20 protein-coding genes and 1 pseudogene are annotated in these 20,053 nt (G+C 64.8%); 8 read left to right on the top strand and 13 right to left on the bottom strand.

The window, feature by feature from the left end:
* The first annotated feature begins 370 nt into the window (after positions 1-370).
* Positions 371-514, top strand: coding sequence for an acyl-CoA dehydrogenase C-terminal domain-containing protein (locus tag AT699_RS31205; protein WP_080684465.1), 144 nt, complete (start codon positions 371-373; stop codon positions 512-514).
* Between the two features lie 144 nt (positions 515-658).
* Here the strand turns inward: AT699_RS31205 and AT699_RS23520 are convergent, their stop codons facing one another.
* Entirely contained in the window at positions 659-2,149 is a 1,491-nt protein-coding gene (locus AT699_RS23520) for a tyrosine-type recombinase/integrase (RefSeq protein WP_024070037.1), read from the bottom strand.
* Between the two features lie 605 nt (positions 2,150-2,754).
* On the opposite strand from AT699_RS23520, the gene AT699_RS23515 reads away from it, so the two are divergent.
* The 3 genes from AT699_RS23515 to AT699_RS23505 all read left to right on the top strand — a co-directional run bounded on the left by AT699_RS23515 (position 2,755) and on the right by AT699_RS23505 (position 4,706).
* Positions 2,755-3,030, top strand: coding sequence for a hypothetical protein (locus tag AT699_RS23515; RefSeq protein WP_024070036.1), 276 nt, complete (start codon positions 2,755-2,757; stop codon positions 3,028-3,030).
* A 17-nt stretch (positions 3,031-3,047) separates the two neighbouring features.
* On the top strand, positions 3,048-4,133 hold the full coding sequence (locus AT699_RS23510) for a glycosyltransferase family 4 protein (protein WP_058207633.1): 1,086 nt from the start codon (positions 3,048-3,050) through the stop codon (positions 4,131-4,133).
* Between the two features lie 105 nt (positions 4,134-4,238).
* Positions 4,239-4,706 carry a carboxymuconolactone decarboxylase family protein gene (locus AT699_RS23505; protein WP_006383905.1) on the top strand — a complete coding sequence of 156 codons (468 nt, stop codon included), beginning with the start codon at positions 4,239-4,241 and terminating at the stop codon, positions 4,704-4,706.
* A gap of 19 nt (positions 4,707-4,725) precedes the next feature.
* On the opposite strand, the gene AT699_RS23500 is transcribed toward AT699_RS23505, so the two are convergent.
* The 3 genes from AT699_RS23500 to AT699_RS23490 all read right to left on the bottom strand — a co-directional run bounded on the left by AT699_RS23500 (position 4,726) and on the right by AT699_RS23490 (position 6,150).
* Positions 4,726-5,328, bottom strand: coding sequence for a LysE/ArgO family amino acid transporter (locus AT699_RS23500; protein WP_006383906.1), 603 nt, complete (start codon positions 5,326-5,328; stop codon positions 4,726-4,728).
* Between the two features lie 103 nt (positions 5,329-5,431).
* Positions 5,432-5,683, bottom strand: coding sequence for a hypothetical protein (locus tag AT699_RS23495; RefSeq protein WP_006383907.1), 252 nt, complete (start codon positions 5,681-5,683; stop codon positions 5,432-5,434).
* 242 nt (positions 5,684-5,925) lie between these two features.
* Complete coding sequence (locus AT699_RS23490; protein WP_006383908.1) at positions 5,926-6,150, bottom strand: YdcH family protein; 225 nt, start codon at positions 6,148-6,150, stop codon at positions 5,926-5,928.
* A gap of 258 nt (positions 6,151-6,408) precedes the next feature.
* Between AT699_RS23490 and AT699_RS23485 the strand changes: the two genes are divergently transcribed.
* Positions 6,409-7,554: a sterol desaturase family protein gene (locus AT699_RS23485; RefSeq protein WP_024070034.1), complete on the top strand. Its 1,146-nt coding sequence runs from the start codon at positions 6,409-6,411 to the stop codon at positions 7,552-7,554.
* Between the two features lie 29 nt (positions 7,555-7,583).
* On the opposite strand, the gene ycaC is transcribed toward AT699_RS23485, so the two are convergent.
* From ycaC to AT699_RS23470, 3 genes are all read right to left on the bottom strand, one after another.
* Positions 7,584-8,207, bottom strand: coding sequence for an isochorismate family cysteine hydrolase YcaC (gene ycaC / locus AT699_RS23480; protein ID WP_006383910.1), 624 nt, complete (start codon positions 8,205-8,207; stop codon positions 7,584-7,586).
* A 130-nt stretch (positions 8,208-8,337) separates the two neighbouring features.
* Complete coding sequence (locus AT699_RS23475; RefSeq protein WP_006383911.1) at positions 8,338-9,309, bottom strand: LysR substrate-binding domain-containing protein; 972 nt, start codon at positions 9,307-9,309, stop codon at positions 8,338-8,340.
* Positions 9,310-9,435: 126 nt separating this feature from the next.
* On the bottom strand, positions 9,436-10,383 hold the full coding sequence (locus AT699_RS23470; RefSeq protein WP_006383912.1) for an AraC family transcriptional regulator: 948 nt from the start codon (positions 10,381-10,383) through the stop codon (positions 9,436-9,438).
* 319 nt (positions 10,384-10,702) lie between these two features.
* On the opposite strand from AT699_RS23470, the gene AT699_RS23465 reads away from it, so the two are divergent.
* Both AT699_RS23465 and AT699_RS23460 read left to right on the top strand, forming a co-directional pair.
* Entirely contained in the window at positions 10,703-11,749 is a 1,047-nt protein-coding gene (locus tag AT699_RS23465) for an aldo/keto reductase (protein ID WP_006383913.1), read from the top strand.
* 258 nt (positions 11,750-12,007) lie between these two features.
* Positions 12,008-12,745, top strand: a pseudogene (locus tag AT699_RS23460) (YoaK family protein); the annotation flags it as partial.
* Between the two features lie 56 nt (positions 12,746-12,801).
* Here AT699_RS23460 and AT699_RS23455 read toward each other — a convergent pair.
* From AT699_RS23455 to AT699_RS23440, 4 genes are all read right to left on the bottom strand, one after another.
* Entirely contained in the window at positions 12,802-13,560 is a 759-nt protein-coding gene (locus AT699_RS23455; RefSeq protein WP_006383915.1) for a hypothetical protein, read from the bottom strand.
* Between the two features lie 120 nt (positions 13,561-13,680).
* On the bottom strand, positions 13,681-14,226 hold the full coding sequence (locus AT699_RS23450) for a fasciclin domain-containing protein (protein WP_006383916.1): 546 nt from the start codon (positions 14,224-14,226) through the stop codon (positions 13,681-13,683).
* Between the two features lie 121 nt (positions 14,227-14,347).
* The gene (locus AT699_RS23445; RefSeq protein WP_006383917.1) at positions 14,348-15,022 is read right to left on the bottom strand and encodes an anti-sigma factor; all 675 of its coding nucleotides are present in this window, start codon (positions 15,020-15,022) and stop codon (positions 14,348-14,350) included.
* A complete protein-coding gene (locus AT699_RS23440) occupies positions 15,019-15,564 on the bottom strand; it encodes a sigma-70 family RNA polymerase sigma factor (protein WP_006383918.1) in 546 nt (181 codons plus the stop codon). The genes AT699_RS23445 and AT699_RS23440 overlap by 4 nt, the downstream gene beginning before the upstream one ends.
* Positions 15,565-15,865: 301 nt before the next feature.
* On the opposite strand from AT699_RS23440, the gene AT699_RS23435 reads away from it, so the two are divergent.
* Complete coding sequence (locus AT699_RS23435; protein WP_024070033.1) at positions 15,866-16,525, top strand: thiopurine S-methyltransferase; 660 nt, start codon at positions 15,866-15,868, stop codon at positions 16,523-16,525.
* A gap of 88 nt (positions 16,526-16,613) precedes the next feature.
* Here AT699_RS23435 and AT699_RS23430 read toward each other — a convergent pair whose 3' ends face one another.
* On the bottom strand, positions 16,614-17,213 hold the full coding sequence (locus AT699_RS23430; protein ID WP_006383920.1) for a transglycosylase SLT domain-containing protein: 600 nt from the start codon (positions 17,211-17,213) through the stop codon (positions 16,614-16,616).
* 227 nt (positions 17,214-17,440) lie between these two features.
* Positions 17,441-20,032 carry a bifunctional aconitate hydratase 2/2-methylisocitrate dehydratase gene (gene acnB / locus AT699_RS23425; protein WP_006383921.1) on the bottom strand — a complete coding sequence of 864 codons (2,592 nt, stop codon included), beginning with the start codon at positions 20,030-20,032 and terminating at the stop codon, positions 17,441-17,443.
* Between the last annotated feature and the right edge of the window lie 21 nt (positions 20,033-20,053).

The raw sequence follows: 20,053 nt of genomic DNA, 5'->3' as shown, positions 1-20,053 counted from the left end.
CCGCTCGAAGGGGCTGGAAGCGCGTGGCTTGGGGCTGTGCGCCATCCTCCGCACGAGCACTCTCGCCGACGTCGTTGCTGCTCGCATAGGCCTGGCGTCCCGCATGCCGATGATCAGGTGAGGAGGCAGAGCCAGGCACTCGTCGATTTGATGATGCCTCTTGTTAAGCGTTGGTTCACGGAAACAGCTATCGAGATCACGTCCATGGCGACCCAGGTGCATGGAGGGGGGCATCGGGGAAACCGGCGCGGACAATGTATGTAGGTATCAGCCAGAAGCGAGAAGCAGGGCGAGATATCTCAAGATACCAAGACCAGCATCTGGCAGGTATCGGACAGGGTTTTGTCGAGGCGGTCTGCGCCCTGAATGAGTGACTGAATACGTTGTGAGGAGTTGCGACGCCGAGCCTGCCGCGGTAGCCGCCTGCTCTGTACCTTATCTCGAGTTATTTGGTATCGTTGCTGGCGGTTGGCAATTAGCGCGGTCGGCCTTGATAAGCGCTCGCCATATGTAATGTGCGTTGGAGAAAGCCGCAATATTTCATTCGACGAAGGCCATAGTCAATCTCTTTATTGCGCACATTCCCGCCAAGATGGGCTGGATTTAGACTTGCCCGCATGCGTCCAAGAACCGAAGACCGAACGGTCTTCGGTTTCTTTTACGCTGTGAGTAGCTGCTTGGCGGTTAGCCGCTTTTGAAGCTCGGCCGGCGCCACGGCTCCCGACAGCAGTCTTTCCAAATATTCGCCGAGCTTCGCCCATGCCGCTTGCTTTTCGTCGGCGTAGTCGTAGAGCTGGTAGTGCCGCCTTACACGGTTCTTGCCCGTGTGTATGACGTGATTTTGGCAGCGGTCGATGATGTTTGGATCGATTCCCAGTGACTCCATGATAGTCGACCCCGTTCGCCGTAAATCATGAGGCGTCCAATTGCCGTTTTGGCCTTTGCCGAGCACCAGGGAGTTGTCCGAAGCGCGACGTGCTTTGGGCTTTCCGTTGAACATGGCTTGCCGATCTTTGATTTGCTTAGTAAAGGCCTGCTTGTACATCGGTTGGTCTACCTCCGCGTCATCATTGTCGCGCGAAGGCAGGAGCCAGCGCGATGATCCTGCCAGGCTCACAAGGGTCTCGAAATGCTTGACTGCGAAGGGTGATAGAAAGACCACGTGGTCGCGCTTCTGTGATTTTCTGCCCTTGACGTTCGCCTTGGGAATGAACCACGTGCCTTCTCGGAGATCGAGTTGCGTAATTTCAGTTAGGTGCAATTCCCCTATCCGGCATAGCGTGCTCAAACAGATCCAGGAAACTGCCTGCAAGGCCTTGGATGGGGGCTTCCTTTTGCGCTTGTCAACCGAAGCGAGATACTGCTCCTCCAACTCGCGGTATCGAGTCTGGAGCTCGACAATCTCAATGGGAGGGAGAACGCGTTCGCGCGCGTTATCCGGGTCGTAATCGTCTGCCAGGAGCACCCCGAGTTCAACCAGCTCAACCGGATTTCCTTCCGAAAGCAGCTTTCGCCATGGTTGGCGCTTCTCTGCCCAATGGAACATCTGGCCCAATATTTGGTAGGTCACCTCGGCAAGCCGATTGCAGCCGCGGCCGACAATCGAGCGGATCACCCGCTCAATATCCTTGTCCCGCATTGATCGCACGGGTGTATCACCGATCAAGGGAAGCACGTCTTTTACAACTATGCGCTTGACTTCGGTGTTGCCATCTGCCCGCTTCACTCCCGATTCCAGCCAGCTTTCATACATCTCTTGGAATGAAAGGGCGTCGGTCGTGGCCTCTTCTTCGGCGGCGGTTACAGCGGCAGATTCAGCTGCCATAGCCTCCCGCACCTGGGCTTTTTCCAAGTCGCGGACGGCTGACGGATTGCGGCCCGCCTTAATGTCCGCCCGCGCTTTGTTCCTGGCGGTTCGGATCTCGTCGAGTGTGCGCTCCGGCCATGAGCCGCAGTAGAATCTCTTGACTTTGTCGCCCATGCGATAGGCGTATCGCCAAACCACCGCCATCGTGCCGCGCTGGATGCGGATCTCCCCAGTGAGGCCGTCTCCATCGGCCAGGTGATCACCGGCCCATTCCGCCGGCACCGCTTCCAGTTCCTTGACGGTCCACCGCGCACCTTTACCGCGTTTTGGGTATCTCGTCATATTTCCTAAAATCTCTCCGTTCTTCTGCCTCAGCCGCCATATGGGACAACATATGGGACAACATTTTTGCGGCTTTCAGCGTACATTAGCGAACGTCGACGAACAAGGAAATTTTAATAAAGCCTTATGAATCAGTTGGTTATTTGTTCGCTGAGGTTCGCAGAGGTTCGCGCGTTTCTAATTTGGGAGCAGAGGGTCGCGAGTTCGAATCCCGCCGCCCCGACCAGGAAACACAAGGCCGTTAGTGAACGCGTTCACTAACGGCCTTTGTCGTTTCCCGCTCGAGTTTTTTTGCGGCGATAAGCGGAACGGGCGTTTATCAAGCGGTTGTCCGCTCCGTGGCTTTGGCAACCTGTTCATTCAGGAAATGGTAAGCTTCCGCCTGCCCGGCCGACCTCGTCCTTGCCGCTCGGTGCTGATGTGAAAAATATAAGACCAAGAAGTTGACGCGTTACGTGCCGAAGCCGGGATGTTGGACACAGTTTGTTAAAATGCGACAACAATTATTCAATTGAAACATTCTTATGCCGCATTTTCAGGGCCTTCGGCTACCCGCGTTGTTTCGGTTTTCTTTCGATCCTGGCAATGGCAAGGCTCCGCGGCTCGTGGATGTAGGGCTGGCCAGTGCGATTCCGTCACACATTTCCGAAGCGGCCGAGCCTTATGCGCTGACCGTGCTGGAACCTTCCTCCACCATGACCCGGTTGCGGCAGGCCGGCTGGCGCCTGTGCCTGGACCCGTCCGGCAATATCCAGGCGCGCCAGCATGACAAGCGCCTGGACATCGAGCCAAAGGCCACCACCCCTTATGGCGTGATCTCGACCGAGGATTTTCTCTACGCCGAGGCCATGGTGCTGATGTCGCAAAGCGAGGCATCCTGATGCGAGACGGCGGCCAGATGCCCCTGCGGATCATGCATTCCGAGGCGGCAACCACCTTCGGTGGCCAGGAAAATCGGATCTTCCGGGAAATGATGGCGCTGCGCGAGCGCGGCCATACGCTCGAGGCGATCTGCCAACCCGCAAGCAAGCTGTCTTCGCGCCTGCAGGCCGAGGGGTTTCGCGTGCACGAATTCCTGATGGACGGGATGTCGAACTACACCCGGGCGGTATATGGGATCCGCGGGATCCTGGCGCGCGGCAAGTTCGACGTCCTCAATACCCATAGCCGGCGCGATACGGTGATCGCGGCGATGGCGGGCAGGCTCGCGGGCACGCCGCTGATCGTGCGGACCCGTCACCTGGCGAAGCGGCCAGGGTCCCTATGGAGTTACACGCGGCTGCCACACCGCGTGGTGGCGGTCAGCGACTATGTCGCCACCCAGATGATCGAGCGCGGCGTGCCCCAGAGCCATGTCGCGACGGTGTCCGACGCCATTCCCATCGCGCCGAACGACGGCCGCTCCAGCCTGCGCGAAGAACTGGGCATCGCGCGGGCCGCCATCGTCATCGTCTGCGTCGCGCACCTGCGGCCGCAGAAAGGCCAGGGCCTGTTGCTGTCCGCGGCGGCGCCCCTGATGAACGGTCCGGCCGATATCCATCTGGTCTTCGCGGGCGAAGGCTCGCAGCTCGACGTCCTCAAGGACATGGCCCGCCAGCATGGCTGCCAGGCGCGCACGCATTTTCTTGGCCGACGCGCCGATATCGGCAACGTGCTGGCGGCCAGCGACATCTTCGCGCTTGCCACCCAGTTCGAGGCCCTGGGCACTTCGTTCATCGAAGCGGCCGCCTGCGGGCTGCCCATCATCGGCACGCGCGTGGGAGGCGTCCCCGAAGTCGTGAAGCACGGCGAGACCGGGCTGCTGGTGCCCTACGGCGATGTCGACGCCTTGCGCGCCTGCCTGGAAACCCTGGCCGCCGACGCGACCTTGCGGCGACGCATGGGCGCCGCCGGCGCGGCCTACGTGCGCGGCGAGAAAAAGTTCTCGCTCGCCGGCATGGCGGAAAGCATGGAAGCCGCCTATCTGCGATGGTTGAAGCGATGAGGTGGCCGTTGCACATGGCCCAGCACGCAACCTGATTCTTGGATCTACCGGAAAACGCCATGCGGGCGCAACATGACGTTTTCACAGCCGAATTCAGGATTCACCATGAGCCAACGCATCGACTACGCCCAAGCCGCGCCCGAGGGCTACAAGGCCTTTGGCGCCGTATACGCCTATCTGCGCCAATGCGGCCTGCCCGAGGAGCTGGTCAACCTCGTGTATCTGCGGGTCTCGCAGATCAATGGTTGCGCCTATTGCATCGACATGCACTCGCGCGACCTGCTCAAGCAGGGCGTCGCGGTGGACAAGCTGGTGCTGGTGCCGGTGTGGCGCGAAGCGGGCGCCTTGTTCAGCGGGCGCGAACAGGCGGCGCTGGCCTGGGCCGAATGCGTGACGCGGGTTGCCGACAGCGGCGTGCCGGATGATGATTACGAGGCCGCCTCGGCACAGTTCAACGACAAGGAGCTGGCCGACCTGACCTATGCAATCGGACTGATGAACGCGTTCAATCGCCTGGGCGTCACGTTCCGCAATACGCCGGCCGCCGTCCGCAAAGCCACGTCGGGCCAATGAGGCCGGCGGCGCGACAGAATCACGGCCAGACCAGCTTCAACGCGATCGCCAGCATGGCGATGCCGACCAGGACGTCCAGCACCCGCCACGCCGTCTGGCTGGCGAACACCGGCCGCAACAGGCGGGCGCCGAACCCCAGTGTGAAGAAGAACGTGAACGAAGCCGCCATCGCGCCCAGCGCGAAGGCAGCCTTGTGTCCGTCGTACTGGCTGGAGATCGAACCGAGCAGCACCACCGTGTCGAGATAGACATGGGGATTGAGCCAGGTGAAGGCCAGGCAGGTGGCCAGGGTGGCGCCCAGCCCGGCCGCTTGCCGACCCGATGGCGTCAGGCTGCCGTGGTTGCGCAGGGCGGAACGCAGGCTGCGCGCCGCGTACGCCAGCAGGAACAGCGCCCCGCCATAGCGCAGCACCGGTTCCAGCCAGGGCAGGGCATGCGATGCCAGGCCGAAGCCGGCCACGCCGGCGGCAATGAGGATCGCGTCCGAGACGGCGCATACCAGGCAGACGGCGAAGACGTGTTCCTGGCGCAAGCCTTGCCGCAGCACGAAGGCGTTCTGGGCGCCGATCGCGAGGATCAGGCTCAGGCTGAGGAAAAAACCGGGAAGGAAGGCGCTGGTCATGTCATACCCTGGATCAAGGGCGACAGACTAGCGGCTGCAGGGTGATTAGAGAATCTAAAGATGCTAATCCATCTTTAGGGATACTGAAGGAACGCCGGGCGGCTCAGTGGCGCGGACGGGCAGGTTCGGGCTGCAGCTTGTCGAGCTGGGCCTGCAGCGAATCGAGCAGCAGTTGCAGTTGTTCGGAGGTCATGGCGTAGACGCGGCCGCGGCCAGCGCGGCCCATCGCCGTGGGCGAAGGATCGCTCAGGAAATCCAGCCGCAGCAGCAGCGAATCATGTTCCCGCAGCGGCATCATGGCCCAGCCCGTCACGGGCGACACGGCTTCGCCGGCCTTGAAATCTCTGTCTTGCACCTTGCACCGTCCTGTTTGCGCATCCGGCGGATGGCCGGAAGGCCTGATTTTATTAATTCAGTTATTTGTCAGCAAGCGGGCGCCTACATAATCGGACTGGATAACTGGGCAAGGGGCTGGAGCTTTACCCCGTCGATGGGCGGCGGACGCCGTGGCAGCGTGGCGGCAACGGCTTGCCAGGCAGCAAAAAGGCGCCGCGATGGCGGCGCCCTGCGCAATGGTCGGGCTCGGGAAGGAGGGGGTCAGCCGGCGCTCTGGTCTGCCGCCTTCAGCAAGCTGTACAGCTTGTCCTTGAGCAGCAATTTTTCCTTTTTCAGGATTTCGACGCTGGTGTCCGAGGCCGGCACGATGCCCGCCTCCATATTCTTGATTTCCTGGTCCAGGTCGTTATGGCGCTGGAACAGGGCCGAGAAGTGACCGTTCTCGGCTTTCAGGCGGGTGATCAGTTGGCGGTACTCAGGGAACATGACGGCCTCTTGCTGGATCCGGGTGGAAGGGGACTGCGCGGGGCCGGCGGACCGGCCCGTAAATGAGCTGTCGGTTCCATAACATAACAATGCCCCGTCAAAGTCAACCCGCCGCGCCCGTGGCGCCGCGGCCGGTTTGACGCGGCGCAAGCACGGTTCAGGCGCGCCGTAGCCTGGTCTTATCTACTCACGTTTGTTTACATGGCATGCCTGGGCCGGGGATACACTCGCTTCCCCGTGGTCTGCCATAAAAGTGAAATGAATCAGCGCGCGCCCATTTACCGTCAGGTCCTGGATTTGTTCAAGCAGGACGGCCGCATCCGCCCCGGCACGGGAATGATCACCGGCGTGATCGCGTTGTTCCTGGCGATCCTGTCCGTACTGGGCGTCCTGGCATTTCATTTCCCGGCATATCTGACGACCCCGGAGCTACGCAGTTTCTATACGGTGGAGGCAATGCGCACGCTGCTGTTCGCCGCCTTGCTGGCCTCCGGCACCATTGCCTTGACCAACATCGTGTTCGGCCGCCAGCGCTGGCTCAATATCGCCGCTTTCGTGCTGGTGTGCTGCGCGGTCGCGGCGGGCGGCAGCCAGGTCGTGGTGACCTCCTCCAATACCGGCCACCACCCCTATCTGGGGCTGGACTGGTTCATCCTGGACCTGCTGGCCTCGAGCACGGTGTTCATCATCTTCGAGAAGCTGTTCCCCTTGTACCCGGGCCAGCCTGTGTTCCGCGGCGAATGGCAGGTGGACATGAAGCATTTCCTGTTCAATCACCTGTCGGTCGGCGCGGTGCTGTTGTGCATCAACTTCTTCGTGCACCGGTTGTTCTCGTGGGCCGCGTATGAGCCGCTGCAGCAGGCGATCCAGTCGTTGCCGTACCTGGCGGAACTGTTCGTGGCGGTGCTGGTGGCGGACCTGGTGCAGTATGCCGCGCACCGCGCGTATCACGAGGTGCCGTTCCTGTGGCGCATCCACGCCGTGCACCACAGCACCCGTACGCTCGACTGGCTGGCCGGTTCGCGCCTGCACATCGTCGAGCTGCTGATCACGCGGGTGGCGGTGCTGGGCGTGCTGTTCGCGCTGGGCTTTTCCAAGCCGGTGCTGGATGCCTACATCATCATCGTCGGCTTCCAGGCGGTGCTCATCCACTCCAACGTCAAGCTGCCGTGGGGCTGGCTGCGCTACGTGATCGTGACGCCGGACTTCCATCACTGGCACCACTCGTCCGACACCGAGGCCATCGACAAGAACTACGCGGCGCACCTGTCGTTCATCGACTATCTGTTCGGCACGGCGGTGCGCGGCACCGGCAAGCGCCTGCCGGAAAACTACGGCATTCTCGACAACGACATGCCCGGCACGTTCCTGGCGCAACAGGCCTACCCCTTCCGCAAGAGGTAGGCCCGCGAGGCAGGCTTGCGCCGGACGGCTTACTTGCCCTTGGTGGTCGAGTACGACGCCATCAGGTTGCGATAGTCGGGGATGTGGTTGGCGAACAGCGTGCCCAGGCCCTCGATGTCGTTGCGCCAGTCGCGATGCAGTTCGCAGGCCACGCCGAACCACGACATCAGTTGCGCGCCGGCCTGTTCCATGCGGCTCCAGGCGGCGTTGCGGGTGACTTCGTTGAAGGTGCCCGAGGCATCGGTCACCACGAATACGTCGAAGCCTTCCTCCAGCGCCGACAAGGCGGGGAAGGCCACGCACACTTCGGTCACCACGCCGGCGATGATGAGCTGCTTCTTGCCGGTGGCCTTGACCGCCTTGACGAAGTCTTCGTTGTCCCAGGCATTGATGTTGCCGGGGCGGGCGATGTAGGGCGCCTTGGGGAATTTGTCCTTCAGCTCCTGCACCAGGGGGCCGTTGGGGCCGTCCTCGAAACTGGTGGTCAGGATGGTGGGCAGCTTGAAATAGGCGGCCAGGTCGGCCAGCGCCAGCACGTTGTTTTTGAATTGATCGGGTTGAAAGTCGCGCACCAGGGACAGCAGGCCGGCCTGATGGTCGACCAGCAGTACGGCGGCTTCGTTCTTGTCCAGTTTGACGTAGGGTTTGCTCATGGCTTTGCTCCGGTTGCGTGAGGGAGGCGGGGCCCAGGGCCGCGCCGTGGTCAGGATCTTGAGTCTGTAGCCTGCATCCTAGATTAGCCGGGGAACATGTCGGTAGTGGTTCAAAGCGATCCTCAGCGTTCTATTCCTGGGACGATATATATGCCTCTTGAGCGATCTGGGGGCAATGACGGCGCTGCGCCTGGATCTCAAGTTCGCTGATGCCGTGATATTGCTCCGCCATGAAATCCAGCAGTTCGCGCACCGCCGGCAGCAGGCCGCGACGCGAGGGGAAGACCGCGTGCACGTTGCCCGGCTCGGGCTGCCAGGGGCCGCCCACGTTCACCAGGCGCCCCGCATCCAGTTCGTCGTGGATCATGACCATCGGCAAGGCGACGACGCCCACGCCGCGTAGCGCGGCCTGCTTCAAGGCCAGCATGTCGTCGGTGACGAACCGCGGCGAGTAAGGCACCTCCAGGCGCGCGCCATCGGCGCCATCCAGTCTCCAGACGGATTCGCGCTGCTCGGGCCCCAGCGCCAGCGTCGGCAGCTGGCTGAGTTGTTGCGGATCGGCCGACGCGGGCAGGCGCTGCGCCAGTGCGGGGCTGGCCACCAGGCACTGGCGTCCAACGCCCAGGTGCTTCATCACCAGATCGCTGCTTTCGATCTGGCCAAAGCGCACCCGTACCGCCAGGTCGTAACCCTCGCGCAGCACGTCCACGGGCCGGCTGAAGCTCTTCAGGTACACGTTCACCTTGGGACACTGCTCCATGAAGCGCGCCACCATGTCGCCCAGGAAATAATAGATCAACGCCGGTGGCGCGCTCATGCGGATGGTGCCTTGCGGCTCGGCGTGGGTGCGGTCGATGACTTCCTGCGCCGCCTCCGCGCCAGCCAGCATCGAGAGGCACTGCTCGAAATATTCCTGGCCCAGCTCCGTGACCGCGAAGGTACGCGTGGAGCGCTGGATCAGCCGTACGCCGAGCCGTTCTTCCAGCAGCGCGATCCGCCGGCTGAGGCGCGATTTGGGGATGTCGAGCGCGCGTCCGGCCGGCGCGAAGCCGCCGTTGCGCACCACTTGCACGAAGTAGTAGAGGTCGTTCAGGTCTTGCATGGGGGCGCCGGCATTCGCAGTGGGGAGTCCCCAAGCATATCGCCGATTCCCGGTCAGGCGCTCCGCGTCGCGTCGCCTGGAGGCCCGAGCCGGGTGGCTGTGCGGCTGCGGCCGTGCGTCGCAGGATCAGGCAGCCGCCAGCGCTTCGTCCTTCCAGCGCTGTTTGTCGCGCAAGGGCGGCGTGCCGAACAGGCGGCTGTATTCACGGCTGAACTGCGACGAACTCTCGTAGCCGACCGCATGGGCCGCCAGGGCCACGCCGGCATCATCGGTCAGCATCAGCCGGCGCGCCTCCTGCAGCCGCAGGTGCTTCTGGTACTGCAGCGGGCTCATGGCGGTGGCCTGCTTGAAATGATGATGCAGTGATGACACGCTCATATGCACGTCGCGGGCGATTTCCTCGACCCGCAATGGCAGCGCGTAGTTGTCGCGCAGGATGCGGATCGCCTTGGCCACCCGATTGAGCTGGCTGTCCTGCAGCACGGTCTGGCGCAGCACCACGCCCTGGCCGTTCATCAGCAGGCGGTACAGCAGTTCGCGCTTGACCATGGGCGCCAGGATGGGGATGTCGCGTGGCGTATCGAGCAGGCGGAGCAGGCGCAGCATCACGTCCAGCAGGGTGCCGCCCAGCGGATTGACGCACATGGCGCGCGAGGCTTCGGCCGGCACCAGCGGCGGCAGGTTCTCGTCGCTGATCAGGGCGGTGATTTCCTCTGGGTTCAGGTCCAGCCGCAAGCCCAGGTAGGGCAGGGTCGGGCTGGCCACCGAGACCTTGGCTACCACCGGCAGGTCGACTGAGGAGATCAGGTAGTGGAACGGATCGTACTCGTAGGCTTCGTCACCGATCAGCACCCGCTTGGATCCTTGCGCGATGACGGCCAGCGCCGCCTTTTGCAAGGCGGGCTTGGGGCCGGTCGGCTGCGAGATGCGGTGCAGGAACAGGCCTTCGATGGGTGTATCGAGCGAGCCTTCGAGCGTGCCGGTCATGCGCTCGAGCAGGCACAGCAGTTCGTGCCGGGCGGGTTCGAAAACGGCATTCGGCGGGGTGATCGTGTCGGTGGGGACGGGAGGCATGGAGGGGCTCCGGGCAAGGCGCCCTTGCGCGCGCGTGGCGGGCGGGGCGCCGGAGGATCAGGCGTCGTCGAGTGTAGATCCAACCAGCGAGCCTGCGTGCCATCCGGCAAGTGGGTGCGGAGGAATAGGCAAAAAACATGGAGGATCGGGCGCATGCCAGGGAGGGGGGCGGCCGGGCCGGAGGATCGGGCAAAAAAAGGGCAGGATCGAGCATCGCCGGCGGCCCCTGCGGCGCCGCATACTGTTTCCACCCCGGCCGTGCGCCGCCGCCGTCCCATCCCGGGCCGGTACCGCGCCGTGCCTGCGAAGGAGTGCACTCATGCGGTACAAGAAATTCGGCAATACCGGCCTGTTCGTTTCGGAATTGTGCCTGGGCACGATGACCTTCGGCGGCGAAGGCGAGTTGTGGAGCAAGATCGGCGCCTTGCAGCAGGAGGACGCCAACCGGCTGGTGGGCCGTGCCCTGGAGGCGGGCGTCAACTTCATCGACACGGCCGACGTGTATTCGGAAGGCCGTTCCGAGATCATCACCGGGCAGGCGCTGCGCGACCTGAAGGTGGCGCGTGACGATGTGGTCGTCGCCACCAAGGTGTTCGGCCAGACCGGGCCAGGGGCCAATGCCCGTGGCAATTCGCGTTTTCACATCATGGACAGCGTCAAGAAGAGCCTGGCGCGCCTGCAGCTGGACCATATCGACCTGTACCAGATTCATGGCTTTGACCCGGCCACGCCCATCGAGGAAACGGTGCGGGCGCTCGACAATCTGGTGCAGCACGGGCACGTGCGCTACGTCGGGGTATCCAACTGGGCGGCCTGGCAGATCGTGAAGGCGCTGGGCATCGCCGAGCGCCTGGGCCTGGCCCGTTTCGAATCGCTGCAGGCCTACTACACCATCGCCGGCCGCGACCTGGAGCGCGAGATCGTGCCCATGCTGCAAAGCGAGGGGCTCGGCCTGATGGTGTGGAGCCCGCTGGCGGGCGGCCTGCTCACCGGCAAGTACGGCCGCGATGGCCAGGCCGCGGCCGGCGACCGCCGCGCCCAGTTTGACTTCCCGCCGGTCGACCGCGAGCGTGCCTTCGACAGCATCGACGTCTTGCGCCAGGTGGCCGAGGCGCGCGGCGTGTCGGTGGCGCAGGTTGCGCTGGCCTGGCTGCTCCATCAGCGAGCGGTCACCAGCGTCATCATCGGCGCCAAGCGCGTCGACCAGCTGGACGACAACCTCGCGGCCACCGCCATCCGCTTGACCGGCGACGAACTGGCGGCCCTGGACAAGGTCAGCGCCCTGCCGCCGGAATATCCGGGCTGGATGTTCACGCGCCAGGGCGAGTTCCGGCGCAAGCAGCTGAGCGAGTCCGACGCCGTGTGAACGGATTTGGGCTGGTAAAGCGTCGATGGCGGCGGCTGCCGCCTGCCGAAGGGGCGGCCGGGCGGGTAGAATCCTGGAACCAGGCGCGGCCGGCCAGCCGGCCGCGCCGCCTATTTCCGGGAGCCTCCGTATGCCGCGCACCGCGCGCGTTGCCACCCTGGCGCAGCGTGACAAATCGCTGGCCGCGCTCGAACTCATGCCGCGCACCGGCTACGTGGGTCCGTGGGACCGCCCGACGCGCTAGCGTATCGCGTCGCCATGGCCATTCCTTTCCTGCGCCAGCTCACCGCGGTCAGCCGCACGCCGCAGGCCAACCGGCGGCTGGCCTACTTCCTCACCTTCGTCGCCGGGGCGGTCAACGCGGGCGGGTTCCTGGCGGTGCAGCAATACACCTCGCACATGTCCGGCATTGTTTCGATGATGGCCGATCACATGGTGCTCGGCAGCGTGGCAGTGGTCTTGCAGGGATTGGCCGCGTTGCTGTCGTTCCTGGCGGGCGCGGCGACGTCGGCCTCGCTGATCAACTTTGGGCGGCGTTCGCACCTGGCCAGCGAATTCGCGCTGCCCCTGGTGCTCGAGGCCTTGCTGCTGCTGGCCTTCGGCCTGCTGGGCGCGAACCTGGGGGACCTGCGCTGGTTCTACGTGCCGGGCACGGTGATGCTGCTGTGCTACATCATGGGCCTGCAGAACGCGATGATCACCAAGGTGTCCAAGTCCGAGATCCGCACGACCCACGTGACCGGCATGGTCACCGACATCGGCATCGAGCTGGGCAAGCTGTTCTACTGGAATCTGGCTCACGACGACAAGGCTGGCGGCCCGCGAGTGCGGGCCGACCGTGGCAAGCTGATCGTGCTCAGCACGCTGGTCACGCTGTTCTTCTGCGGCGGGGTGGTGGGCGCCTATTCCTTCTTCCACTACGGTTTCGGCTCGACCCTGCCGCTGGCGTTGTTCCTGCTGGTTCTGGCGGCGGTGCCGGTGGCCGACGACATCCGCCATTTCTTTGCGCGCCCCTAGCTTTGCATGACCCTGGTGCCTGGTCCGGGCGCGGCTCAGGCCTTGGCGTGTGCCAGAAAGACCTGCAGCGCGGCTGCCGTCTGCCAATGCAGGCTTTCGAGGCGGGCGTCCCTGGCCGGGTCGGTGATGGCGCGGCCCTTGGCGTCGATGGGGTAAGGCTCTCCCAGCAGCCGCGCCATGTCGATCTGGTAGTGGCTGCTGTCGCCATAGGGGCGCTTGCCATCGATGAACGGCATGGGCCAAAAGGCGTCGCCTTCACGCAGCACCGCTTCCAGTTCGTCCTTGCCGGCTTCGCGCCAGCTGGCCGCGCGCAGCAGCGTCAGGTGCTCGCGCCGCAGTTCGAAGCGGCCCTGCGCGTCGACGCCGCTGTCGGGAAAGTCGAACATCTCCCGGCGCTCCGGCGGCACGGCGTAGCGGCCGGGCGCCAGCCGTCCCAGCTGGCGAACATAGGTCGGCACCAGCCGGCAGACTTCCGCCAGCCGTTGCGCCGCCAGCGCGGGGTCGCGCGTGTCCAGTGCCGCCATGGCCGCGGCCAAGGTATCCCTGCCGCCCAGGGGATGCTCGAATTCGATGCCGGGCGCGCCCGATTCCACCGGAATCCAGATCACGCCCAGGCGCCGCATCAACGCGGCGTGTTGCGCGCCATAGCGGATCTGCCCGGGGGCGGCCTGGAACACCTGCCTGACAATGGTGTCGCGCCCCGGGCTCGCCCGGGCGCGCAACGGCGCGCAGGCCAACGCGGCCAGGGCCAGGGTGAAGCGGCGGCGGGAAGATGAAGGCACGATCGGCGGCATGCAGGCCCCAGGCTCAGGATGGAGCCCCTACGATATCGCGAAATCCCGGCATGCACGCCGCGCGGCCATGGGCCCGGCATTGCCGCCGGGCCCATGGCCGCTCTCCGAGGCTCGCCGCGATCACTTGGGCATGAGCACGGTGTCGATCACATGGATCACGCCGTTGGACTGGTAGACGTCATAGGTGCTGATATTGGCCACGCCGCCCTTTTCGTCCTTGACGACCAGGTTGTGCTTGCCGTTCATCATGACCCAGAGCTTGCCGCCGCTGGCGGTGGCCAGTTCCGTGACGCCGCCCTTCCTGGCCCGGGCGGCCAGCGCGTCGAAGTCCAGCTTTCCCGGAACGACGTGGTAGGTGAGGATCTTGGCGAGAGTCGCCTTGTTCTCCGGCTTGACCAGGTTGTCGACGGTCCCTGCCGGCAACTTGGCGAAGGCGGCGTTGGTGGGCGCGAACACGGTGAAGGGGCCCTTGCCCTGCAGGGTATCGACCAGGCCGGCGGCCTTGACCGCCGCCACCAGGGTGGTGTGGTCGGCGGAGTTGACCGCGTTGGCGACGATGTTCCTGGCGGGCATCATCGGTTGTCCGCCCACCATGACGTCGGCCGCATGGGCGGGCGACAGGGTCAGGGCAGAGCAGGCGATGGCAAGCGAGGCTAGCAGTTTCATGACGATCTCCTTTTTGGTTGGCCGTCACCAGGAGATACGCGGCGCCTGGGCCGTTGGATGCAGTCGCTTGATCAGTACAAACCCTAGGTGGAGCCATTTGGCGCCGGCCCGTGGCGCGGGCTCAGATCACCTTGCCACTCAGCACGATCGGACCGGTCGGAACGCCCTGCGGCGCGCCGCCCGGTGGTTCGAGCGAGACCGCCACCGTATCGCCCTGGCGTGGCGGTTGGCGGGGGGTGATGAAGGTGATGGCGCCGGGCGCCAGCAGCCCGAGCGAGCGCGGCGCCTGGCCCGGCGAAATGGCCCACAGCTCCAGCGCGCGACCGTCGGCCAGCGCCGTCAGGTCCTGCATGGGCTGGACAGCCAGGCGCTGATCCGACACGCGATTGAGCACCAGCAGGGCAGGCGTCTTGTCTCCGGCGAGGACGGCGATGGTCTGCGGCTCGCGCGGTGACGGGGTGGGCGTCAGCGTCAGGAAGGCCAGCACCACGACGGCCGCGGCCAATCCGGCCGACAGGGTGCGCCACCATGTCAGTCCGCGCCAGGACGAGCGTGCGGCGTCGCGCGGCGCCGCGATGCGAGCCCGTACCGCCTGCCAGACGCGCGGCGGCGGCGCTTCGGGCGGCAGGGCCAGCGCCAGTGGCAACAGCCGTTCCTCCCATTCGGCCACCGCCCGGCGCAGCGCGGCGTCTTCCCGCATCAACTGCATGAAGCGCCGCCGCGCGCCCGCGCGCAGGCCGCCGAGCACGTATTCAGCGGCCAGGCGGTCCTGCAGGTCGGGATCGCGATAGTTCATTCCAGGCACCTCTTGAGCCGCAGCAGGCCGCGGCGTATCCAGCTTTTTATGGTTCCCAGCGGCGCATCCAGGCGGGCGGCGATGTCCGGATGCGCCATGTCGTCGAAGAACGCCATGGCGATCGCTACCCGCTGCGGGCCTTCCAGCTGCCCCATGCAGTCGGCCAGTCGCTCGCCGTCGCGGCTGGCGGACAGGCGGGCCAGCGGGCCGGGCGCGTCGTCCGCCATGGCCAGCGTCAAGCTATCGTCGGGGTCTGGCAGTTCGATGCCTGGACGCCGCAACCGGTCGATGCAACGGTTGCGGACGATGCGGGTCATCCAGGTCATCGCCTGGCTCTGCTCGGCGCGGTATTGGCCGGCCTGGCGCCAGATCGAAACGAAACATTCCTGCAGCACGTCCTCGGCGGCTGCCTGGTCTCTCAACATACGCCTGGCGAGCGCAAACAGATGCGGGGACGCAAGCCTGTACAGTTCGGACAGCGCGGATTCGCGCTGTTGCGCACATTGGGCGAGCAGGTCCTGGAGGCGCTGGGCGTCGGGCATCGGATCCTGGAAAACGTCGATCGCGTCGGTGGGGGCAGGCCGGCTAAAGCATACCGGCGCGGCGCCCGCGCGTCACCCTGGCGCGACCACTACAATAGCGGGTTTGACGGCCGGTCCGGCACGCTGCCCGGGTCATGGCCGGCACGGGATGCCGGTAAGCGCGCCTTTCGGGCGTCTGTTCAAAACCTCGATCGGCTTTCGGCCGGTTAGTATCCAGGGAGTATTGCCATGCCGCGCACCGGCGCGCGGCATTGTCCGCGAATCGCGCGATTCGCTATTTTTCCGGAGGACAAGAACAAACATGGACGCGGAATTCTGGTTGGAGCGCTGGCGTGACGGGCGCACGCATTTTCATCAGACACGAGTGACGCCGCTGTTGCAGAAATACTGGCCGACACTCTCGGTGCCCGCGGGCGGCAAGGTGCTGGTGCCGCTGTGCGGCAAGTCGCTGGACATGGTCTGGCTGGCGGCGCAGGGCTACCAGGTCCTGGGCGTGGAACTGTCGCAATTGGCCGTCGAGCAGTTCTTCACCGAGAATGAGCTCAAGCCGGTGATCCACGAGAGCGCCTATGGCAGGCGCTACGTGGCGGGCAATATCGAGATCATCTGCGGCGACATCTTCAAGCTGGACGCGCCGCTGCTGTCGCACTGCGTGGGCGCGTATGATCGTGCCGCGCTGGTGGCGCTGCCCGCCGACATGCGCGGCGACTATGTGCGCCACGTCTATGGCCAGCTGGCGCCCGGCTACCGTGGGCTGTTGATCACCCTGGACTATCCGCAGGAAGAAATGGACGGGCCGCCATTCGCGGTGGTCGACGCCGAGATGCGCAATCTGTTCACCGGCGTGTCGCCAGCGGTCATCATCGACCGCCGCGACATCCTGGCCAAGGAACCCAAGTTCGCCGAACGCGGCGTCAGCCGGCTGGACACCGTCGTCTACCGGCTGGGGGTCCAGGCCTGAGAGCTTGCCGGGCGGCGCGTCGACGCCGCCCGTCGGGCGCTCGGGGCGTGCCCGGCCTGCCGCCTGGCGCCGTGTCCCGCTCGCCGGCTCAGAAGAACCAGCCGCCGCGGGTCAGGTCCTTCTCGCAGCTCTTGTACTGGCTGGCGAACTTGTCGGCGCGCGCCTGCACTTTCTTTGATACGGTCTTCAACCACGCCTTGCGGTCGTAGCTGCGGTTGCGATAGCCGGTCCAGCCCTCGTGGTAGTTCAGGTACTGGCCATAGGCGTCCCATTTGGAGATGCCATTCAGGCGCTGGGTCTTGTTCATGTACCAGCCCATGAAATCGAGCGCATCGGCGAAATTGTCGCGGCTGGCGCCCCAGCCGCCGGCATCTTTCTTGTAATCGGCCCAGGTTTCGTCCTTGGCCTGGGCGTAGCCGTAGGCGGAACTGACTCGGCCCCACGGAATGATGCCCAGGAAGTAATAGCGCGGCGGCACCGCGTCCTGCTTGAAGCTGGATTCCTGGTACATCATCGCCATCGGCACCGGCACCGGCGCGCCCCATTTCTTCTGCACCTTCAGCGCGGCGTCGTGCCAATCCGGCTTTTCGCGGAAGATGGCGCAGATGTTCTCGGGATTCGAGGGCGGGGCGGTGGCGCAGCCGGCCAGCGCGGTCAGCAGCGGCAGCGGCATCAAGAGCCGTGTCATTGGCGGTTTTCTCCCGGTGCCGGCGGGCGGCGGTTACGTCTTGCTTGTCACGATTTGCGGTGATTGTATGAAAACGTATCGCCGTGAAAGTTCCGTCCCCTACTTTCGGACGCATGGCAGGGTGTGTCAGTCCGATCTGCGGCTTCGCCAAACCCGTGGGCCGCGCCAATGAAAACGGCCCCGGATCACTCCGGGGCCGTGTCGCAGGCGAGCCTACGTGGCGAGGTTTACACCTCGATCACGTCCGCCACGTCCTTGTAGTCGGCGATCTTGTCGAAGTTCAGGTACTGGTAGATCTGGTCGCCGCTCTTGTTGATGACGCCCATGTCGGCCATGTACTCGTCCTTGGTCGGGATGCGGCCCAGCTTCGAGCAGATCGCGGCCAGTTCGGCCGAACCCAGGTACACGTTGGTGTTCTTGCCCAGGCGGTTCGGGAAGTTGCGGGTGCTGGTGGACATCACCGTCGCGCCTTCGCGGACCTGCGCCTGGTTGCCCATGCACAGCGAGCAGCCCGGCATTTCGGTGCGGGCGCCGGCGGTGCCGAACACGCCGTAGTGGCCTTCCTCGGTCAGCTGGGTGGCATCCATCTTGGTGGGCGGGGCCACCCACAGCTTGACCGGGATGTCGCGCTTGCCTTCGAGCAGCTTGGACGCCGCGCGGAAGTGGCCGATGTTGGTCATGCAGCTGCCGATGAACACTTCGTCGATCTTGGCGCCGGCGACTTCCGACAGCGTCTTGACGTCGTCCGGGTCGTTCGGGCAGGCCACGATGGGCTCGTGCACGTCGGCCAGGTCGATCTCGATGACAGCGGCGTATTCGGCGTCGGCGTCCGGTTCCAGCAGCTGGGGATTGGCCAGCCAGGCTTCCATCGCCTTGATGCGGCGGCCCAGCGTGCGCTCGTCTTCGTAGCCGTTGGCGATCATCCACTTGAGCATCACGATGTTGCTGTTGATGTACTCGATGATCGGTTCCTTGTTCAGGCGCACCGAGCAACCGGCGGCCGAACGCTCGGCCGAGGCGTCCGACAGTTCGAAGGCTTGTTCGACCTTCAGGTCGGGCAGGCCTTCGATTTCGAGGATGCGGCCGGAGAAGATGTTCTTCTTGCCTTGCTTGGCGACCGTCAGCAGGCCCTGCTTGATGGCGTACAGCGGGATCGCGTTGACCAGGTCACGCAGGGTGACGCCGGGTTGCAGCTTGCCCTTGAAGCGCACCAGCACCGATTCCGGCATGTCCAGCGGCATCACGCCGGTGGCGGCGGCGAAGGCGACCAGGCCCGAACCAGCCGGGAACGAGATGCCGATGGGGAAGCGGGTGTGCGAGTCGCCGCCGGTGCCGACGGTGTCGGGCAACAGCATGCGGTTGAGCCACGAGTGGATCACGCCGTCGCCCGGACGCAGCGAGACGCCGCCGCGGGTGCTGATGAACTCGGGCAGCGTGTGGTGCGTCTTGACGTCCACGGGCTTCGGGTAGGCGGCGGTGTGGCAGAACGACTGCATCACCAGGTCGGCCGAGAAGCCCAGGCAGGCCAGGTCCTTGAGTTCGTCGCGGGTCATGGGGCCGGTGGTGTCCTGGCTGCCGACCGAGGTCATCTTCGGTTCGCAGTAGGTGCCCGGACGGATGCCGCGGCCTTCCGGCAGGCCGCAGGCGCGGCCGACCATCTTCTGGGCCAGCGAGAAGCCCTTGCCGGTGTCGGCCGGGTCCTTGGGCAGGCGGAACAGCGTCGACGGGGCCAGGCCCAGCGCTTCGCGCGCCTTGGCGGTCAGGCCGCGGCCGATGATCAGCGGAATGCGGCCGCCGGCGCGCACTTCGTCGAACAGCACGTCGGACTTCACTTCGAATTCGGCGATGACTTCGCCGTTCTTGATGGCCTTGCCTTCATAGGGGCGCAGCTCGACCACGTCGCCCATTTCCATCTTGGAAACGTCGAGTTCGATCGGCAGGGCGCCGGCGTCTTCCATGGTGTTGTAGAAGATCGGGGCGATCTTGTTGCCCAGGCACACGCCGCCGAAACGCTTGTTCGGCACGAAGGGGATGTCTTCGCCGGTGAACCACAGCACCGAGTTGGTGGCCGACTTGCGCGAGGAGCCGGTGCCGACCACGTCGCCGACGTAGGCGACCAGGTGGCCCTTTTCCTTCAGCGATTCGATGAACTTCACGGGACCGCGCTTGCCGTCTTCTTCCGGTTGGAAGGCGGCGCCGTCGCGCTTGTTCTTGAGCATCGCCAGGGCGTGCATCGGGATGTCGGGGCGGGTGGTGGCGTCCGGGGCCGGCGACAGGTCGTCGGTGTTGGTTTCGCCGGGCACCTTGAAGACCGTGATGGTCAGGCTTTCGGGCAGTTCGGGGCGGCTGGTGAACCACTCGGCGTCGGCCCAGCTCTGCATCACGGACTTGGCGTTGGCGTTGCCCTTGTCGGCCTTTTCCTTGACGTCGTGGAAGGCGTCGAACATCAGCAGGGTCTTTTTCAGGGCGTCGGCGGCGATCGTGCCGATTTCCTTGTCGTCGAGCAGTTGGACCAGCGGGCCAATGTTGTAGCCGCCCAGCATGGTGCCGAGCAGTTCGGTCGCCTTGGCGCGGCTGATCAGGGCACAAGCTTCGGTGCCCAGGGCCACGGCGGCCAGATACGAGGCCTTGACCTTGGCGGCATCGTCCACGCCGGCCGGAACACGGTGGGTCAGCAGATCGACCAGGTTCTGCTCTTCGCCCGCGGGCGGGTTCTTCAGCAGTTCGATCAGTTCAGCGGTTTGTTTTGCCGTCAGGGGCAGCGGGGGAATCCCCAGGGCCGCGCGTTCGGCAACGTGTTGGCGGTAAGTATCCAGCATGTGAGGCCTGCTCAAAGTCGG

The sequence above is a fragment of the Achromobacter xylosoxidans genome (genome assembly GCF_001457475.1).
GTDB classification, from domain to species: domain Bacteria; phylum Pseudomonadota; class Gammaproteobacteria; order Burkholderiales; family Burkholderiaceae_B; genus Achromobacter; species Achromobacter xylosoxidans.
Note: the sequence above shows the minus strand (reverse complement) of the source record. Positions and strands in the feature narration are given on the sequence as shown.

Bases quoted from the DNA above. Each gene is read 5' to 3' on its own strand.
- AT699_RS23520 (WP_024070037.1), bottom strand. From the start codon at position 2,149: ATGACGAGATACCCAAAACGCGGTAAAGGTGCGCGGTGGACCGTCAAG.
- AT699_RS23510 (WP_058207633.1), top strand. From the start codon at position 3,048: ATGCCCCTGCGGATCATGCATTCCGAGGCGGCAACCACCTTCGGTGGC.
- AT699_RS23505 (WP_006383905.1), top strand. From the start codon at position 4,239: ATGAGCCAACGCATCGACTACGCCCAAGCCGCGCCCGAGGGCTACAAG.
- AT699_RS23500 (WP_006383906.1), bottom strand. From the start codon at position 5,328: ATGACCAGCGCCTTCCTTCCCGGTTTTTTCCTCAGCCTGAGCCTGATC.
- AT699_RS23490 (WP_006383908.1), bottom strand. From the start codon at position 6,150: ATGTTCCCTGAGTACCGCCAACTGATCACCCGCCTGAAAGCCGAGAAC.
- AT699_RS23485 (WP_024070034.1), top strand. From the start codon at position 6,409: ATGAATCAGCGCGCGCCCATTTACCGTCAGGTCCTGGATTTGTTCAAG.
- ycaC (WP_006383910.1), bottom strand. From the start codon at position 8,207: ATGAGCAAACCCTACGTCAAACTGGACAAGAACGAAGCCGCCGTACTG.
- AT699_RS23475 (WP_006383911.1), bottom strand. From the start codon at position 9,309: ATGCAAGACCTGAACGACCTCTACTACTTCGTGCAAGTGGTGCGCAAC.
- AT699_RS23470 (WP_006383912.1), bottom strand. From the start codon at position 10,383: ATGCCTCCCGTCCCCACCGACACGATCACCCCGCCGAATGCCGTTTTC.
- AT699_RS23465 (WP_006383913.1), top strand. From the start codon at position 10,703: ATGCGGTACAAGAAATTCGGCAATACCGGCCTGTTCGTTTCGGAATTG.
- AT699_RS23455 (WP_006383915.1), bottom strand. From the start codon at position 13,560: ATGCCGCCGATCGTGCCTTCATCTTCCCGCCGCCGCTTCACCCTGGCC.
- AT699_RS23450 (WP_006383916.1), bottom strand. From the start codon at position 14,226: ATGAAACTGCTAGCCTCGCTTGCCATCGCCTGCTCTGCCCTGACCCTG.
- AT699_RS23445 (WP_006383917.1), bottom strand. From the start codon at position 15,022: ATGAACTATCGCGATCCCGACCTGCAGGACCGCCTGGCCGCTGAATAC.
- AT699_RS23440 (WP_006383918.1), bottom strand. From the start codon at position 15,564: ATGCCCGACGCCCAGCGCCTCCAGGACCTGCTCGCCCAATGTGCGCAA.
- AT699_RS23435 (WP_024070033.1), top strand. From the start codon at position 15,866: ATGGACGCGGAATTCTGGTTGGAGCGCTGGCGTGACGGGCGCACGCAT.
- AT699_RS23430 (WP_006383920.1), bottom strand. From the start codon at position 17,213: ATGACACGGCTCTTGATGCCGCTGCCGCTGCTGACCGCGCTGGCCGGC.
- acnB (WP_006383921.1), bottom strand. From the start codon at position 20,032: ATGCTGGATACTTACCGCCAACACGTTGCCGAACGCGCGGCCCTGGGG.